Source organism: Natrarchaeobaculum sulfurireducens, assembly GCF_003430825.1.
GTDB classification, from domain to species: Archaea; Halobacteriota; Halobacteria; order Halobacteriales; family Natrialbaceae; genus Natrarchaeobaculum; species Natrarchaeobaculum sulfurireducens.
This window is the reverse complement of sequence record NZ_CP024047.1, coordinates 3,422,786-3,439,598: the sequence shown is the minus strand read 5'-3', so window position 1 is coordinate 3,439,598 and position 16,813 is coordinate 3,422,786. Positions and strand designations below refer to the sequence as shown.

The following is a 16,813-nucleotide window of genomic DNA, read 5'->3' as shown; positions in this document are numbered from 1 at the left end:
GACTGCCGGGCGAGAACCCTCGGTCCATGACGACGCTTTCCGTTACCGGCGGACACGTCCTGTTGCCCGACCTGACGGTGACCCGTGCGGACGTACTGGTCGATCAACCTACTGGCGAGATTCTCGAGGTCAGTCCAGACCTCGCGGGCGAGGGCGATGAGACGCTCGACGCCTCGGGCGGGCTGGTGACACCCGGCTTCGTCAACGGTCACTGCCACGTCGCGATGACGTTGCTGCGTGGCTACGCCGACGACAAGCCGCTCGAGGACTGGCTTCAGGAGGACATCTGGCCCGCCGAGGGCGAACTGACGGCCGAAGACGTCCGTATCGGGGCCGAACTCGGCGTCCTCGAGATGATCAAATCCGGGACGACGGCGTTTGCGGATATGTACTTCCACGTCCCCGAGATCGCCGCCGTCGTCGAAGAGGCCGGGGTGCGGGCCCGACTGGGCCGCGGCGTCGTCACCGTCGCCAAAGACGAGGACGCCGCCCACGAGGACGCCGAAGCGAGTCTCGAGGTCGCTGCCGAGTACGACGGCGCAGCCGACGGCCGAATCTCGACGGCGTTTATGCCCCACTCGCTGACGACCGTCGGCGAGTCGTATCTCGATGAGTACGTCCCGCAAGCTCGTGAGCTCGGCGTTCCGATCCACTACCACGCCAACGAGACCGCGGGCGAGGTCACGCCGATCGTCGACGACCACGGCGTCCGGCCACTGGCGTACGCCGCCGAGAAGGGGCTGCTCGAGTCCGAGGATTTCCTCGCTCACGGCGTCCACGTCGACGACGAGGAGATCGAGTTGCTCGCCGAGGCGGGGACGAGCGTGATCCACTGTCCGGCCTCGAACATGAAACTCGCAAGCGGGATGGCTCCGGTCCAGCGACTGCTCGAGGCCGGCGTCACCGTCGGACTCGGCACCGACGGTGCGGCGTCGAACAACGACCTCTCGATGCTCGATGAGGCCCGCGACGCGGCCATGCTCGGGAAACTCGCGGCCGCCGACGCCAGTGCCGTCCCCGCGGACGCGGTCGCCGAGATGCTGACTGCCGGCAGCGCCGACGCGCTCGGCCTCGAGACGGGCCGCCTCGAGGCCGGTGCACCGGCCGACCTCGCCGTGATCGACCTCGAGAGCCCACACCTGACGCCGCGTCACGACCTGGTGAGCCACCTCGCCTACGCCGCGGCGGCCGCGGACGTCCGCCACACCGTCTGTGATGGTCAGCTACTCATGCGTGACCGAGACGTGCTCACGGTCGAGGAAGCGGCCGTCCAGGACCGCGCGCTCGAGGCGGCCGAGGCGCTCGCGGCTCGAGTCGACGGCTGACCGGCGAAACCAACCCGTCTCTGTGAACGGAACGTAAACCCTCAGAACGGTGGATAAACGCTCTGAACGAAATTCAAGTGGTTTCGAGCATCGAAAACCATTGGAAACTGCTGCCGGGGTTTATTCTTCGATACGTGAAGGTACTGGCCAGATGAATAAGTTCAGAACCCTCACAGTGGCGCTCTCCATCGCCTTGGTCGTCGCCGTGCTCACCCCACTGGGCATGGCCGCGGCCGAGCCGGACGACGACGACCTGTCGCTGGTCGTCGACGACCGCATCGTCGACGTGACGGCGAACGACAGCACGGTTGAAAACGCGACTGTGACCGTCTCGACCGACGATGACGAATCGTACGCGGACACGGGCACCTACACGACCGACGCCGACGGCGAGGTCGAACTCCCCGAACCCGACGAACCGGTCAATGTGACGATCACCGCCTCGACCACCGAAGACGACGTCGAAACGACGGCGACCCTCGAGCCCGACTACGTGCCTGAGGATCTCGAAGTGAACGTCACGCAGAACGACGACGTAACTGTCGACGTCACCGACGGCGGCGACGCCGTCGAGAACGCGACGCTGAACGTGACCGCGGTCGAAAACGTTTCCTCCGTCGACGAGGGCGAGTACGAGACCGACGAGAAGGGCACCGTCTCGCTCGCGTCGCCCAACGAAACCGTCGACGTGACGTTCAACGCCACGCTCGAGACCGTCTCCGCGGAGACCACCGAGACGCTCGAGCCGGCCGAAGACGACGAGGTCGACGAGCCGCGGAACTTCGGGCAGCTCGTGTCGGCGGTCGTCCAGAGTCTCCAGAGCGACGGCCCGTCCGGTATTTCGATCGCCGAGTTCGTTACGGAGAACAATCCAGGTGACGCACCCGATCACGCTGGCCCACCGGACCACGCTGGACCGTCTGACGGCGGGACCGACGACGGCAACGAGAGCGACGACAGTCAGCAGGGACCACCGGACCACGCTGGCCCATCGGCCGATAACGAGGCCGACACCAACGAGAGCGACGACGGAAACGACGCCGATAGCGGCGGACCGCCGGATCACGCTGGCCCGTCCGACGATGACGACGATAGCGGCGGCCCACCGGGTCAGGCGAACTCGTAACGACCGACACCGTCCACTGCCGACGCCGACCGACGACACGCTCCGTTCGCTGTCAGAGGCACGGCTCGTCGCCGGCGTCGGCACAAGCCCTGCCCCATCCCGCCTTCACGGTCGAGCCCCCTCCTGAGGCGGTCGTGCCTGCCGTCCCCGCTGATGCCGATCGATAGGCCCTCCACCGACGACGCCGTACCGATCCGATCGACTGGCCCGCCGCCGACCTCGCGACGGTCTGCGTCGGTGCTTGCCGCTGACTGCCCTGTTTTCACACCGCTCCCGTCGTGGGACGGCTTCGGTAGCGTTTTGGCTCCGGTCCCACTCTATCGAGCCATGACCGACAACGCGTATCCGCCGATCAGCGATCAGCTGGACGAGACGGAGACGGCCCGCGAGGAAGGCCGCCGAAAGATGGACTGGGCCGCCCAGCACATGCCGATCATGGATGCCGTCCGCGAGGAGTTCGTCGCCGACCAGCCGCTTTCGGGCGAGCGGATCGCGATGGCGATGCACGTCGAAGCGAAGACCGCAATCCTGGTCGAGACGCTCGCCGAGGGCGGGGCCGAAGTTGCGGTGACGGGCTGTAACCCGCTGTCGACCCACGACGACGTGAGCGCCGCGCTCGACGCCCACGAGTCGATCACCTGCTACGCAAAGCGCGGCGTCGACGACGAGGAGTACTACGACGCCATCGAGGCCGTCATCGCCCACGAGCCCACCATCACCGTCGACGACGGGATGGACCTCGTCGCCGCGATTCACGAGGACTACCCCGAACTGATCGACGGCATCGTCGGTGGCGCAGAGGAGACCACCACGGGCGTCCATCGCCTGCGTGCGATGGACGACGACGGCGCACTCGAGTACCCCGTCTTCGCCGTGAACGACACGCCGATGAAGCGGCTGTTCGACAACGTCCACGGCACCGGCGAGTCCTCGCTGGCGTCGATCGCCATGACCACGAACCTCTCGTGGGCGGGCAAGGACGTCGTCGTCGCCGGCTTTGGCTACTGTGGCAAGGGCGTCGCCCGCAAGGCCGCCGGCCAGAACGCGAACGTGATCGTCACCGAAGTCGAGCCACGACGCGCCCTCGAGGCCCACATGGAGGGCTACGACGTGATGCCGATGGCCGAGGCAGCCGAAGTGGGTGACGTCTTCCTCACCACGACCGGTAACCGCGACATCATCGTCGACGAACACTTCGAGCGGATGCAAGACGGCGTCTTGCTCGCCAACGCCGGGCACTTCGACATCGAGATCGACCTCGAGGCGCTCGACGACCTCGCCGTCGACCGCTACGAGGCCCGCGAGGGCGTCGAGGCGTACGAACTCGAGGACGGCCGCCGACTGAACGTCGTCGCCGAGGGTCGCCTGGTCAACCTCGCCGCGCCGATCGCGCTCGGCCACCCCGTCGAGGTGATGGACCAGAGCTTCGGCGTCCAGGCTGCCTGTGTGCGTGAACTGGTCGAGAACGGAGCCGCCTACGACGCGGGCGTCCACGACGTTCCCGACGAACTGGACGCGGAGATCGCCGAGATCAAACTCGAGGCCGACGGCGTCGCGTTCGACTCGCTGACCGACACCCAGCGCGAGTACATGGGCTCGTGGGACCACGGAACGTAGGCGGGCGTCGCTCTGCTCGTCCGGTCGGCAGCCGACCACCGCCAGTTTACGCCCAGCCTCGCCCGCCGGTGTAGGTTACCGCTGGCTCGAGTCGTTTCGGCCGCCGGTGTAGGTTACCGTCGGCTCGAGTCGTTTCGGCCGTCGGTGTAGGTTACCGTCGGCTCGAGTCGTTTCGGCCGTCGGTGTAGGTTACCGTCGGCTCGAGTCGTTTCGGCCGTCGGTGTAGGTTACCGTCGGCTCGAGTCGTTTCGGCCGTCGGTGTAGGTTACCGTCGGCTCGAGTCGTTTCGGCCGTCGTTGTGTACCACCGCTTCGCTAGCAGTCGCGTTCCCGCTAGCTTCCGGTTCTCTCGCGGTGACTGGCCCCCATCGCTTGAAGTAGTTCTGACACGTACGTACCCTGTGACTGCCATCGAACTCGTCGATCTCACCAAGCGGTATGGGGAGACCACTGCGAACGACGAGGTTACCTTCGACGTCGGTTCGGGGGAGATATTCGGCTACCTCGGACCGAACGGAGCCGGGAAGACGACGACGATTCGACTGCTGCTCGGGCTCATCAAACCGACTTCGGGGACCGCGACCGTTCTCGGAGCTGACATCCGTGACCGACGTGCGCTCACCGAGGCGAAAGCGAACATCGGCTATCTCCCCGACGATCTCGGGTTCGAGGAGCGACTCACCGGTCGGCAGGTGCTCGATCACTTCGCGCGGATGCGCGGGGGCGAGCGCCGGGCGGAACTGTTGGATCTCTTTCACCCACCGCTCGAGAAGCCAATCGAGAACTACTCACACGGCAACAGACGGATGCTCGGGATCGTCCAGGCGTTCATGCACGATCCGGATCTCGTCATCATGGACGAGCCGACGTCGGGACTCGACCCGCTCAAGCAAGACCGGATGTACGCCTTTCTCGAGGGCGAACGCGACGCCGGGACGACGATCTTCTTCTCCTCGCACATCCTGAGTGAGGTCCAGCGCGTCTGCGATCGCGTGGGGATCATCCGGGAGGGCACACTGGTCGCCCTAGAGGAGATCGACGACCTGCTCGGACGCGGCGGGAAGGACGTCAGGGTGCAACTGGCGGAGCCGGTCGACGAGGAGACGTTCCGCACGCCAGAGATGATCGACGTCGAGACCGTCGACACGACGGTGCGGTTCACCTACACCGGCGAGCCCGCCGCACTGCTCGAGCACCTCGTCGGGTACGAGATCGACGACGTCGACATCGGTGATCCGCAACTCGACGACATCTTCAAACACTACTATGGAGACGAGCCTGTGGAGGCAGGATGACGGCTATTCTGCGCTTCGAATCGCGGAAGCTGGTTCGCGGGACGCTCACCCTCACCGGACTGCTCGTCATGCTCTCGGTGTTCTTTCTCGTCGTGTTTCCGGCCATCCAGGACGAAGCGGCGTTGCTCGAGGAGGTGTATCCGGCGTATCTCCTCACGCTCTTGGGGGTCGAAGAGCTCCACACGCTCGAAGGATTCGTCGGCGGCTACCTCTTCCCGTTTATCTGGATCCTGTTGGCCGGGATCTACTTCGCGTACGTCAGTGCGGGGCTGATCTCGCGAGACGTCCGCACGCGGCGGATGGATCTCACGCTCTCGAACCCGGTCTCGCGCGAGTCGGTCGTTCTCCAGAACGTCGCCGCCCTGTGGGTTCCGCTGGTCGGGTTGAACGCCGGACTGGTGGCCGTCTTGCTCGTCGGTGGGGTCATCCTCGAGGAGTCGATCGACCTCGTCCCGCTGGCGATGGTCCACCTGCTCGGGATTCCGTACCTGCTGGTCTGTGCCGGGTTGGGGATCGTCTTCTCCGTCGCCGTCGACCGCGTCGAGACGGCCCAGGCGACGGCACTGGTGCTGGTGTTCGTTCTCTGGCTGGTCGACGGCCTTTCGCAGATGAATCCCGACTTCGAGTGGGTTGGCGACCTCACGCCGAGTCGGTACTACGATCCGTCGGCGATCCTCGTCCACGAAGAGTACGCCCTCCTCGACGCCGCGATCCTCCTCGTGGCGTTTCTCGTCCTGGTCGGCCTCGCCGTCGGCATCTTCGTCCGGAGGGATATATGACCGCGATTCTCCGACTCGAGTCCAGAAAGCGTCTCCGGGGCTCGCTCCTCCTGGTCGCCGTCTTCGCCGTCCTGTCGGCGCTGTACTTCTCGATGTTCCCCGGCATCCAGGCGGAGATGGACGCACTCGAGGCAGCGTTCCCGGAGTATATGTTCGATATGTTCGGGATCGAAGAACTCCACACGATCGAGGGGTTCATCGCTGCAGAGATCTACTCGTTCTTCTGGAGTCTCCTCGTCGCGATCTACTTCGCGTACGTCGGTGCCGGGCTGATCGCGAGCGACGTCCAGGACCGGCGGATGGATCTCACGCTCTCGAACCCGGTCTCACGCGAGTCGATCGTCCTCCAGAAGATCGCTGCCCTCTGGGTCCCGCTGGTCGCGCTGAACGTCGGGGTCCCGATCATCGTCTACGTCGGCGCGCTCACCATCGGCGAGTCGTTCAACCCCGTTGCACTCGCCATGGTCCACCTGCTCTCGATCCCCTATCTGCTGGTCTGTGCCGGGATCGGGCTCGTGCTGTCGGTGGTCGTCGACCACGCGAGACGCGCCAGGGCAACGGCGTTGACCCTGGTGTTCGTCTGCTGGCTGGTCGACGGTGTCTCCCGCGTTGACCCGGAGTACGAGTGGATCGGCGCGTTTACCCCGAGTCGGTACTGGGAGGAGACCGACGTCCTCGTCCACGAGGAGTACGCGTTCGCCGACGCCGCGCTTTTATCGGTGGTCTTTTTCCTCCTGGTGGGTCTCGCCGTCGTCGTCTTCGTCCGCCGAGACATCTGACGGTGAGCCGTTTCAACGGACCGCCGACAGTCACCGAGTGACGAGGGTTGGGGCGGGCTATATCGGCGCCACCGGCGTATCGAACGGTATGAACCGAAGCCGACGTGACGTCCTCGAGTTCGCTGCTGCGACGGCGACGGTCGCGGCGTTCGGGCTTGCAGGTCCGAGCGCAGTCTCCGCACAGGACGACGACCTCCTGACGTACACCGACTGGCTCGAGACCGACGACAGCCTCGAGTTCGTCGCCGTCGACTGGGCGTCCGTAGCGGAGTACGTGACCGACGAACTCGAGGCGGCACAGCCGGGCGAGGCGGTGCCGACGGAGTACGAGGCGGACCCGATGGTCGCACCCGTCTCCGAGGGGATGCTCTCGGCGTACTTCGTCGTCGGGCTGGACCTCGCCCAGTACGGACTCGGCGGACTCCTCGACGAGGACGCCTTCGATACGACGGTCGAGGACGTGATCCAGACGGCCGAGATGGTCGTCCTGGCCGGGGACATCCAACGTGAGGAGATCGACGACCGGCTCACCGCCGAGCCGGAACTCGAGTTCGTCAGGCAGCTCGAGCAAACGGACGAGGTCGGCGACGACGACGTCTACACCCCAGTCGAGGGGAACGACGTGGCGATCGGGGTCGGCGACGACGCGCTCGTGGTCGTCGACGAGGTGGACGAGCCGACGGCACGACTCGAGCGAGCCATCGAGGTCTCGGCGGGCGACGACACCCGCGCGGTCGAGGCGTCCGAGTCGCTCGAGTGGCTCGTCGAGACGGCCGGCGACGGAGACGTCGTGGTCGGTCAGTACGGTGATCGGGTCGCCACGGCGGACGCGCTCGTCGACATGACGTACGCGGAACTCGAGGACGCGGAGGGGATCGTCTCCTCGCTCACGGTCGTCGACGAAGAGACCTCGACCGGCGAGTTCGCCGCGATCGTCGACGATCCAGACGAGGTCGCCCTCGAAGACCTCCTCGGCATCTCCGCGGACGAGGCGTCCGTCGACGTCGATGGGGACCGCGTGACGGCGACGGGAACGTGGCGAGCGGACGTGACGGTCACCCGACTCCGTGGTGGGGCCCGCTAACGCGGCCCAACCGGTCGATGGCTCGAGTCGGCCGACACGCTGAACTGGCCCGAGTGTTATTGTCGGCTCACCAATGAGTGGGGGCTCACTAGCGGGGGACGTGTCGAGAGACGGCTATCCGGTCGGACCGTTGCTCGAGCGATCGACGGTCGATTCGGGCGGGCCGATCGAGGTCGGCGTCTCGATGTCCGGGACGGAGCCGATCGACGGGAACGAACTCGACGTTTTTCTCGCCCGGACGACCATCGATCCCGGTGGCCGGATCGAACTGGGGATCTTCGTCTTCGGCGTCGGTGACCTCGAGACGACCGATCTCACCGTCTTCTACGACGACGAGACGCTGCTCGACCTCGAGAACCCCGGCATCGTTCGACGAAGTGCGGGGACGGTTCCCGGCCGACAGGTTGGGACGTCGGCATCCGGCTCATCGAGCGTCGGCGAGGGCTCGAGCCCCGACTCGATGGAGTACGTCCAGTCAGCGAGCTTTCGTGACGGTGAGGGAACCGACCGCGGTCTCGAGCGCGTCCCGCTCGATGGGAGCGCCCGCGCGGAACCGGCGTACATCCTCGAACTCAACACGGCCTCGGACGTCTCGACGGGGGAGGTCCGGATTCCCGTGGTGTTCACCTATCGGTCGGAAAACGGGATCAAACAGGTGAAACAGCTGCCCCGGCTTCGGATTCGAAGCCGACGCGAGCGGTGGCGGCCGTGGCTGGTTCGCCTCGCCGTCGTGGTCGCGTTCGGGCTGGTGATCGCGCTCTCGTGGTCGTCTTCCGTCGCCCTAGGCTGACGTCGAGTCGCTCGAGGTGGGCGTGTCGGCCGACGGCTCGAGGGGATCGACGACGAAGACGAGGCTCCCATCCTCGAGGCCATCGAGACGGACCCGGGCGGGAAACGTCGCCCCGGTTCGACGGCGGCCGGTGCAGGTACCGGTCCAGCGCCAGCCGTCGGCGACGGTCGGGATCGCCGTCGCCTCGAGTCGGTCGACGGTATCGTCGTCGAACAGCGTCTCCCAGGGGGTGGCCACGAGCGCGTCGCGTTCGTAGCCGAACTGCATCGCGAACGATCGGTTTGCGAACTCGAGACAGCCCCCGGGGCTGGAAATCGCGATCGCGTCACGGGCGAGTTCCACGCCGGCGAGCGACCGGTTCGACAGCGCGGCCAGTCGGTGTCGATCGACGAGCCGAGGGATCCGGTAGCGGAGTCGCTCGGCGAGTGTGTCGTCCGCTTCAGTCTCGAGAACGTCGACCCATCGGGTATCCGCGACCGATCGCTGCAGGGAGGCGGTCTGTTCGGAACTGTTCGTCAGGAAGACGATCGGGAGCCCACACCGTCGGGTACGGACTCGGTCGACGAACTCGACGGGCGCTTCGTCTGCGTGCGAGGCGCTGACGACGAGACAGTCGACATCGTCGAGTTCTTCGAGCGCTCTCGCGATGCTGGCAGGCCGATGAATCTCGAGTTGCCCCCTGTCTGCGGCCGTCTCGAGACTCTCGAGGGGCTGGTCGGCGAGTACCAGAACGGTGAGTCCCGACTCGCCAGCCGGAAGGCTCGAGCTGGCGTCGCCGATCGACGGAACGATCATGGCTGACTCGCTAGCAGCGTCCGAGCGGTCGGTTCCCGACGCGTTCTGATTGCAGCGATCGTCCTCGACGGGGAGTCAGTCGGCACCATGGAGCGTTCCGTCGATGCTGACGCCGCCATCGCTTCGTACTTCGACCGTGTGGCCCTCGTACTCGAAGCGGACGGACGCGGAGACGGGGGAGTCAGTGCGGAACAGTCGATCGAGCGCTTCCGGATCGACGACGTTGTACAGCGGTTCGAGCTCGAGCGGATCGGTATCGGTTGCGTCTGCGAGGGCTTCGACGACACGGAGACTGGGCGAATCACGGTGATAATCCAGGGTGATGCTTGCCATTTCGTTCGAACGAATGGGAACCGACGGCATCTCCCTGTCCACTATACTCGTTTGATCGCTGCCGGATGGACGCTATGAGTATAGCACCGGTATGAAAGCAGCAGGCTGCGACAGGGTGTGACTACTCCGTGATCGACGCGTCTCGAACCGACACGGATCAGAGCTGTGTTCCCCGCCCGTTTTCGATCGACCCAACGTATAATTCCCGTCGTGGTGTAGGCAACGTATGTGGCTCGGTTCGGTTTCGTCTGCACGTGATACTATCCCCTCCTGTCGACGTAGGACGCGGTTACTCCGTCACAATCCAGGGCTAGCGAGGCGTGAGTGGCTCGGTGGGCTACTCGCACTGGTGGTACTCGCCGTCCTCGTCGAGTTCGTAAGCGACCTCGCCGTCGGCTCGGTCGGGCCTGGCGTTCTCGCACTCGCAGCTGGGGGAAGCACCGACCGCTCGAGCCCGCTCGAGCGACTCACGGACGACGTTCGCGCGTTCGATGCCCGTCTCGACGATGGTGACGTTGCAGACCAGCCGCTCCCGGAGGGGGAGTTCCGGCTGGACCGCGACGACGAACTCGGCGAGTTATCGGCGGCGATCGACGACCTGACGAGCACCGTCGCCGAGCGGACCCGCCGGCTCGCAGCACGCGAGCGGCATCGGGAGGCGGTCCACCGGATCGCCGCAGAGAGTGACGACGACGGCGAGACAGTCGAACGGCTGCTCGAACTGGGTTGTAACCGACTCGACGCCGACGCCGGCGTCGTGGTCCGGTCCGACGAGAACGCCGACGCTGCCGTCGAGTTCGCTCACTGGAACGGCGTCGACGAGGACCGTCGAGCCGCCCTCGAGCGGGCGTTGTCACGACCTCACTGGCGACGGACGCTTGCGTCCGAGACGTCGATGGCGATGTCCGACGTCGATGAGGACCTCGTCAAAGCCGACCCCAGTGCTGGGGCGGACACGGATGGTCGGTGTCTGGGGTGGCCGCTCGAGGTCGACGGCGACCGGTACTGGACCCTGTGCTTCGTCGAGTACGATGCTCGTGAACAGCCGGTAGTCGACCACGAGCGGCGATTTCTCGAGGTCGTGGGTCGGGAGGTGAGCCGCGTTCTGGAGCGCTGGGTGGCGAACCGTACCCGCCGCGACGACGAACGCGACCTCCGGGAGCGAACCGAGTGGCTCAACGCGATCGTCGAGGCGTCGCCGGCAGCGCTCGTCGCGGTCGACCTCGAGGACACCGTCCGCCTGTGGAACCCGGCGGCAGAACGGATCTTCGGCTGGAGCGAAGCGGAGGTCATCGGTGAACCGTTGCCGACGGTTCCGGACGACTGTAAGTCGGAGTTCGACATATTCCTCGAGCGGCTTCGCGCCGGCGAAATCGTCACCGGCGTCGAACTCGAGCGCCAGACCAGGGATGGCTCGACGGTCGACGTCAGTCTCTCGAAAGCGCCGATCCGTGATACAGACGACGAGATCGTCGGGATGATGGGGGTGCTCGAGGACGTCTCGGAGCGTAAGACGACCGAGCGCCGACTTCACGAGCGCGAACGGGAGCTGTCGACCCTGATGAGCAACGTTCCCGGAATGGTTTACCGGTGTGCGAACGAGCCGGACTGGCCGTTCGAGTTCGTCAGCGAGGGTGCGCTCGAACTCACCGGCTACGAGCCCGAGAAACTGGTCGACGGCACCGTCAACTGGGCCGAGGACGTTATGCTCGAGGATCACGACGAACTCCGGAAGACGGTCCAGCAGGCGGTGGACGAACGCGAGACCTTTCAGGCCACGTTCCCCATCCAGACGGCCGACGGCGAGCGTCGGTGGGTCAAAGAGCAGGGTGGGGGTGTCTTCGACGACGACGGCTCGCTCGAGCACCTCGAAGGAGTCATCATCGACGTCACCGAACAGGTCGAGAACAAACACGAACTCGAGCGCACACAGCGGCTTCTCGAACAGACGAAACAGCTGGCGAGCGTCGGCGGCTGGGAACTCGACGTGACCGAGGAGCCGTACAATCTCCGATGGACGGCCGAGACCGGCCGCATCTACGGTCTGGAGCCCGACGTCGAGATGACGCTCGAGGAGGCTATCGAGTTTTATCACCCTGAGGATCTGCCGACGGTCCAATCGGCTGTCGATCGTGCGATTTCCGAGGGGGAGTCGTACGAATGCGAGGTGCGACTACTCACGGCCGGTGGCAACCAGCGGTGGGTTCGGATTCTGGGTGAGCCTGTCCGCGAGGACGGTGAGGTCGTCACGATCCATGGCTCGATCCAGGATATCACCGATCGGAAAGAACGCGAGCGCGAACTCGAGCGCTCGGAGACGATCATCCAGGTGCTCGACGAACTGGTGTACGAAGTCGACGACGAGGGCTGCTTCACCTTCCTCAACGATGCGATCACACCGATTCTCGGCTACGAGTCCGAGGAACTGCTCGGCGAGCACGTCTCGACGGTGATGACCGAGTCGGACGTCGAGACCGCCCAGGAACGGATCCGTGAACTGCTCAGAGCGAACGACCCGTCCCAGACGTTCGAGATTACACTTCGTACCAAAGACGGCGAGGAGGTCCACGTCGAAAACCACATGGCACTGTTGCCATTGACAGATGGCGAGTTCCAGGGGACGGTCGGCGTCCTCCGCGACGTGACCGACCGAAAGGAACGCGAGCGGGAACTCGAGCGGATGCGGACGCTGCTCGAGCAGTCCCAGCAGATGGCGAACGTCGGCGGCTGGGAACTCGACGTGGCCGAGGAGCCGTACGAGGCTCGAGCGACCGGCGAGGCTGCCCGAATCCACGGCGTCGAGCCGGACGAACTCGAACTCGGTGTGGGGCTCGATCACTACCACCCGGACCACCGGCCCCGGCTACGATCTGCGATCGACGAGGCGATTCGGGACGGAGAGGCCTACGACCTCGAGGCACGGTTCATTACGGAACAGGGTGAGCATCGCTGGGTCCGATCGCTGGCAGAACCGGTCGTCGAGGACGGTGAGATCGTCGCCGTCAGGGGGACGATCCAGGATATTACCGACCGGAAAGAACGTGAGCGAGAACTCGAGCGAACGCGGGCACTGCTCGAGCGGGTCGAGCATCTGGCGAGCATCGGCGGTTGGGAACTCGATTTGCGCACCGAGCCGCCGGTGCCGACCTGGACGACGGAGCTGTATCAGTTACACGGCTTACCGCAGGACACGGAGCCCGACCTCTCGATGGCGATCGATCAGTACCATCCCGAGGATCGAGCCCGGGTTCGCCAGACACTCGAGGCGGCCATCTCGAGCGAGACGGTCTACGACATCGAGGCTCGGATGCAGCCCACCCCTGGGGAAACCAGGTGGGTTCGCGTCTTCGGAGTGCCAGTCTACGAAGACGGCGACCTCATCAAATACCAGGGCGCACTCCAGGACGTCACCGACCTGAAACAGCGCGAACTCACACTCGAGTCGCTCCACGAGGCTGCCCGCGGCCTGCTCGGGGCGGAGACGGCCGACGACGTCGCCGAGATCGTCATCGACGCCGCAGAAGACGTTCTCGAGGCCACCGGCGTCGCGCTCTACCGCCTCGACGCCGAGGTGAACCGGCTCGTTCCGATCGCACACACCGACGCGTTCGACCGTCTCTCGAGTGACGACCCGTCGGCGACGGTCGGTAACGGCGACTCGGTGCTCTGGAACGCGTTCGTGACGGGCGCACAGACGGTCGTCGATGACCCGACCGCGTTCGATCGCTCACAGGTGTTCGACGCGGTGGTCGAGAGCGCCGTCGTCGTGCCGGTCGGCGACCACGGCGTCCTCACGGCCGCCTCCGACGGTGCGCCGATCGACGCCCAGTCACGCCGGTCGATCGAGACGCTCGTCGCGACCATCGAAGCCGCCTTCGATCGCCTCGAGAGCGAGGCCAACCTGCGCGAACGCGACGCCGAACTCGAGGCGCGAAACCGCCGGCTCCGCCGACAGATAACGATCAACGACACGATCAGGCGGGTCAACCAGTCGCTGATCGGCGCGACGAGTCGGGCGGAGATCGAACGAACGGTCCCCGAACGACTCGTCGAAGCCGACGGCGTCGCGTTCGCCTGGATCGGCCGGCCCGATGCGGCTGATGCTTCTCTCGAGCCCGTCGCCTGGGCCGGCTCGAACGAGGAGTATCTGGACCGGATCTCACTCGACGTCGCCGGCTCGACCGAGCCGTCCTGTAAGACGGCCCGCAGCGACGAGCCGTCGGTCGTCGAGAACGTGATCGAGGACCTCCAGCACGAATCCTGGCGACGCCAGGCGCTGGACGCCGGTTTCCAGTCGGCGATCAGTGTTCCGCTCGAACTCGAGGAGTACTCTTACGGCGTCCTGACCGTCTACGCGACCGAACCGGACGCGTTCACGGCGCTCGAGCAAACGGTGTTCACCGAACTCGGCGAGGCGATCGCGAACGCGGTCACTGCGACGAAGACCAGAGAGGCACTGCACGCCGAGACGCTCGTCGAACTCACGCTCTCGCTGTCCGATTCCTCGGACGTCCTTTCGCGGATCGCCTCACTGACGAACGCTCGCGTCGCATTCGACGGGCTGGGGACGAACACCGGCGAGGACACCGTGTTGTTCTTCGAGACGCGCGGCTCGTCACCCGACGCGGTCAGCGAGGTCCTGACGGATCTCGTCTCGGTTTCCGAACACCAGCTGATCAGCCACGACGAGGATCGCTGTCGCTTCGAAGCACTCGTCGCGGGCGACACTCTCGCCTCCCGGCTGGTTCGCCACGGTGCTAGCCCCCGAACGATCCGCGCCGACGGGGACGAGACCGTCGTGACCGTCGACGTCCCGACCGGAACCGACGTCCGGGAGTTCGTCGCGGTGGTCGCGGACCATCACGGCGAGGTCGACCTCCGCAGTCGCCAGCACGTCGAACGAACCATGCACACCCGACGCGAACTCGTCACCGCGCTGTTCGACGAACTGACCGACCGCCAGCTCGAGGTCCTGCGGACGGCGTACTTCGCGGGCTTTTTCGAGTGGCCCCGCGAGAGCACCGGCGAAGACGTCGCCGAGATGCTCGACGTCTCCCAGCCGACGGTCAACCGACACCTGCGGATCGCCCAGCAACGATTGTTAACCCAGCTGTTCGAGCCGGAGACGGCTACGCCAGCCGAGAGGGAGGCCAGCTAACCGGAGCCCCTCGTCGCGTCGACCGAGAGGGGAACGAAAAAGGCCCTCCTGTTCGTACATCGGGTCATGGACTCGTCTCCGCAGCGACTCGAGGACGGCCCGCTCCGGGCGATGCTCGTCGCGTTCGGACTGGCCGTCTTCGGCATCGCCGCCACGCAGGTGACGACCTACCCTGTACTGGTCCTCGAGCCAGCCATCGCCGGCGCGCCGGCAGAGACGCCAATCGCGACGCGGACGGCCTTCTTCGTCCTGAACTTCCTTGGCTTCGCCCTCGCAGGCGCGATCTACCTCCAAACGACCGGCCGCGGCTGGTCGTTCGTCGACCTCCGGTGGCCGACCGAACGGGACTGGCTATACCTCGCCGGCGGTTCGCTTGTGGCCATCCTCTTTTTCGTCGTCGTGAGTGTCCTCATCCAGTTACTGCAGTTGCCCGCCGCCGAGAGTCAGGTTCTCGAGTTCGTCGGCGACGACCAGACGATGATCCTGGTGATGATCGCCATCGTCTTCCTGTTCAACGCACCGGCCGAGGAGTTCCTCTTTCGCAATGTGATCCAAAAACGCCTCTATGCCGCGTTCTCCCGGATTCAGGCGGTCGTGGCCGCGAGCGTGATCTTTGCCGCAGTACACCTCCCCGTCTACGTCATCTACGCGGAGTCGGCACTGGCGACCGCCGTCTCACTCTCGGTCATCTTCGGCGGCTCAGTCATCTTTGGATATCTCTATGCGAAAACCGACAACCTTCTGGTCCCGACAGCCGCTCACGCGGTGTTCAACGCCGTCCAGTTCGGCCTGCTCTACGTTGCCCTCGAGTTCGACCTCGAAGGGGCCGAGACGCCGTCGATACTCTTCGACGCCCTGGCCGTCGTCGCCGTCGCGTTCTGACCCCTACCCGACAGCGGCTGGCTCCGCGTCGGGGTCCGTCCCTTTATTACCGACCGCATGAGAGAGGCGGGTATGTCCCAGGCGAAGGGTGACCGCCGCGAGCGGGAACTCGTCAACGCACTCGACGATGCCGGCTTCGCGGTGATGCGTGCGCCCGCCAGCGGCTCGGCGACGGACCGCGAACTTCCCGACGTGCTCGCCGGCGATGGTGAGGTCTTCTATGCGATCGAGGCGAAATCGAGTTCTGGAAACCCGATCTACCTCACCGGCGAGGAGGTCGAGGCCCTGATCTACTTCGCGAACAACTTCGGCGCGAAACCCCGTATCGGCGTCCGATTCGACCGCGAAGACTGGTATTTCTTTCACCCCGGCGACCTCTACGTTACCGACGGCGGAAACTACCGCGTGAAAAAGGAAACGGCGATTGCGGAGGGAACCGACTTCCCCGAGTTCGTCGGCGAGAGCGAGAAAGTCACGCTCGAAGACGTCGCCGCCGACGGCAACGACGGCCCCGACGAAGAGATCGTCCGGATACTGAACGCCGTCAAACAGGACGTGATGGACGTCGACGAAGCAGCGGAGTTGCTCGAGTAGGTGGCGGCCGGCACCGACATCGACGCCAGCGTCGGTCGCTCGTCGGGACAGTTGTGATCGGGTGCGAAAGACGGCTGGAGACGGACGTTCTCGCCTGTAATCGCCCGATTTTTAGGGACGTCTCCGACGGCAACATTGAACGGTCACTGAACGGCAACCGCGCCGATGAAGTGGGCGTCGGCGCGACCGTCAGGTGAGTCCAGCGACAGCGTTGGGTGGATTGGTGCGATTGGGTGGGTGTGGGTGGTGGGTGTGTC

13 protein-coding genes are annotated in these 16,813 nt (G+C 65.5%); 11 read left to right on the top strand and 2 right to left on the bottom strand.

Annotated features, from left to right (window positions below; translation table 11 throughout):
• The first annotated feature begins 26 nt into the window (after positions 1-26).
• The 8 genes from AArc1_RS17980 (at position 27) to AArc1_RS17945 (ending at position 8,794) form a co-directional block, all read left to right on the top strand.
• On the top strand, positions 27-1,325 hold the full coding sequence (locus AArc1_RS17980) for an amidohydrolase (protein WP_117365636.1): 1,299 nt from the start codon (positions 27-29) through the stop codon (positions 1,323-1,325).
• A 151-nt stretch (positions 1,326-1,476) separates the two neighbouring features.
• Positions 1,477-2,451 (top strand): hypothetical protein, encoded by a 975-nt coding sequence (locus AArc1_RS17975; protein WP_117365635.1) that lies wholly within the window; start codon positions 1,477-1,479, stop codon positions 2,449-2,451.
• A 327-nt stretch (positions 2,452-2,778) separates the two neighbouring features.
• A complete protein-coding gene (locus AArc1_RS17970; protein ID WP_117365634.1) occupies positions 2,779-4,068 on the top strand; it encodes an adenosylhomocysteinase in 1,290 nt (429 codons plus the stop codon).
• A 382-nt stretch (positions 4,069-4,450) separates the two neighbouring features.
• Positions 4,451-5,362, top strand: coding sequence for an ABC transporter ATP-binding protein (locus tag AArc1_RS17965; RefSeq protein ID WP_394341276.1), 912 nt, complete (start codon positions 4,451-4,453; stop codon positions 5,360-5,362).
• Positions 5,359-6,141: an ABC transporter permease subunit gene (locus AArc1_RS17960; RefSeq protein WP_117365632.1), complete on the top strand. Its 783-nt coding sequence runs from the start codon at positions 5,359-5,361 to the stop codon at positions 6,139-6,141. The genes AArc1_RS17965 and AArc1_RS17960 overlap by 4 nt, the downstream gene beginning before the upstream one ends.
• Entirely contained in the window at positions 6,138-6,920 is a 783-nt protein-coding gene (locus tag AArc1_RS17955) for an ABC transporter permease (protein ID WP_117365631.1), read from the top strand. Before AArc1_RS17960 ends, AArc1_RS17955 begins: the two co-directional genes overlap by 4 nt.
• 88 nt (positions 6,921-7,008) lie before the next feature.
• On the top strand, positions 7,009-8,004 hold the full coding sequence (locus AArc1_RS17950) for a hypothetical protein (protein WP_117365630.1): 996 nt from the start codon (positions 7,009-7,011) through the stop codon (positions 8,002-8,004).
• A gap of 73 nt (positions 8,005-8,077) precedes the next feature.
• Positions 8,078-8,794: a hypothetical protein gene (locus AArc1_RS17945; protein WP_133412303.1), complete on the top strand. Its 717-nt coding sequence runs from the start codon at positions 8,078-8,080 to the stop codon at positions 8,792-8,794.
• Here the strand turns inward: AArc1_RS17945 and AArc1_RS17940 are convergent.
• Entirely contained in the window at positions 8,786-9,589 is an 804-nt protein-coding gene (locus AArc1_RS17940; protein WP_117365628.1) for a PAS domain-containing protein, read from the bottom strand. The genes AArc1_RS17945 and AArc1_RS17940 overlap by 9 nt on opposite strands.
• Before the next feature lie 75 nt (positions 9,590-9,664).
• Positions 9,665-9,922, bottom strand: coding sequence for a HalOD1 output domain-containing protein (locus AArc1_RS17935; RefSeq protein ID WP_117365971.1), 258 nt, complete (start codon positions 9,920-9,922; stop codon positions 9,665-9,667).
• A gap of 349 nt (positions 9,923-10,271) precedes the next feature.
• Here AArc1_RS17935 and AArc1_RS17930 point away from each other — a divergent pair, with 349 nt between their 5' ends.
• The 3 genes from AArc1_RS17930 to hjc all read left to right on the top strand — a co-directional run bounded on the left by AArc1_RS17930 (position 10,272) and on the right by hjc (position 16,556).
• Positions 10,272-15,080, top strand: coding sequence for a PAS domain S-box protein (locus AArc1_RS17930; protein WP_228442361.1), 4,809 nt, complete (start codon positions 10,272-10,274; stop codon positions 15,078-15,080).
• A 66-nt stretch (positions 15,081-15,146) separates the two neighbouring features.
• On the top strand, positions 15,147-15,962 hold the full coding sequence (locus tag AArc1_RS17925; RefSeq protein WP_117365627.1) for a CPBP family intramembrane glutamic endopeptidase: 816 nt from the start codon (positions 15,147-15,149) through the stop codon (positions 15,960-15,962).
• Between the two features lie 72 nt (positions 15,963-16,034).
• Positions 16,035-16,556, top strand: a complete 522-nt coding sequence (gene hjc / locus AArc1_RS17920; RefSeq protein ID WP_117365626.1) for a Holliday junction resolvase Hjc — start codon at positions 16,035-16,037, stop codon at positions 16,554-16,556.
• Positions 16,557-16,813 lie beyond the last annotated feature (257 nt).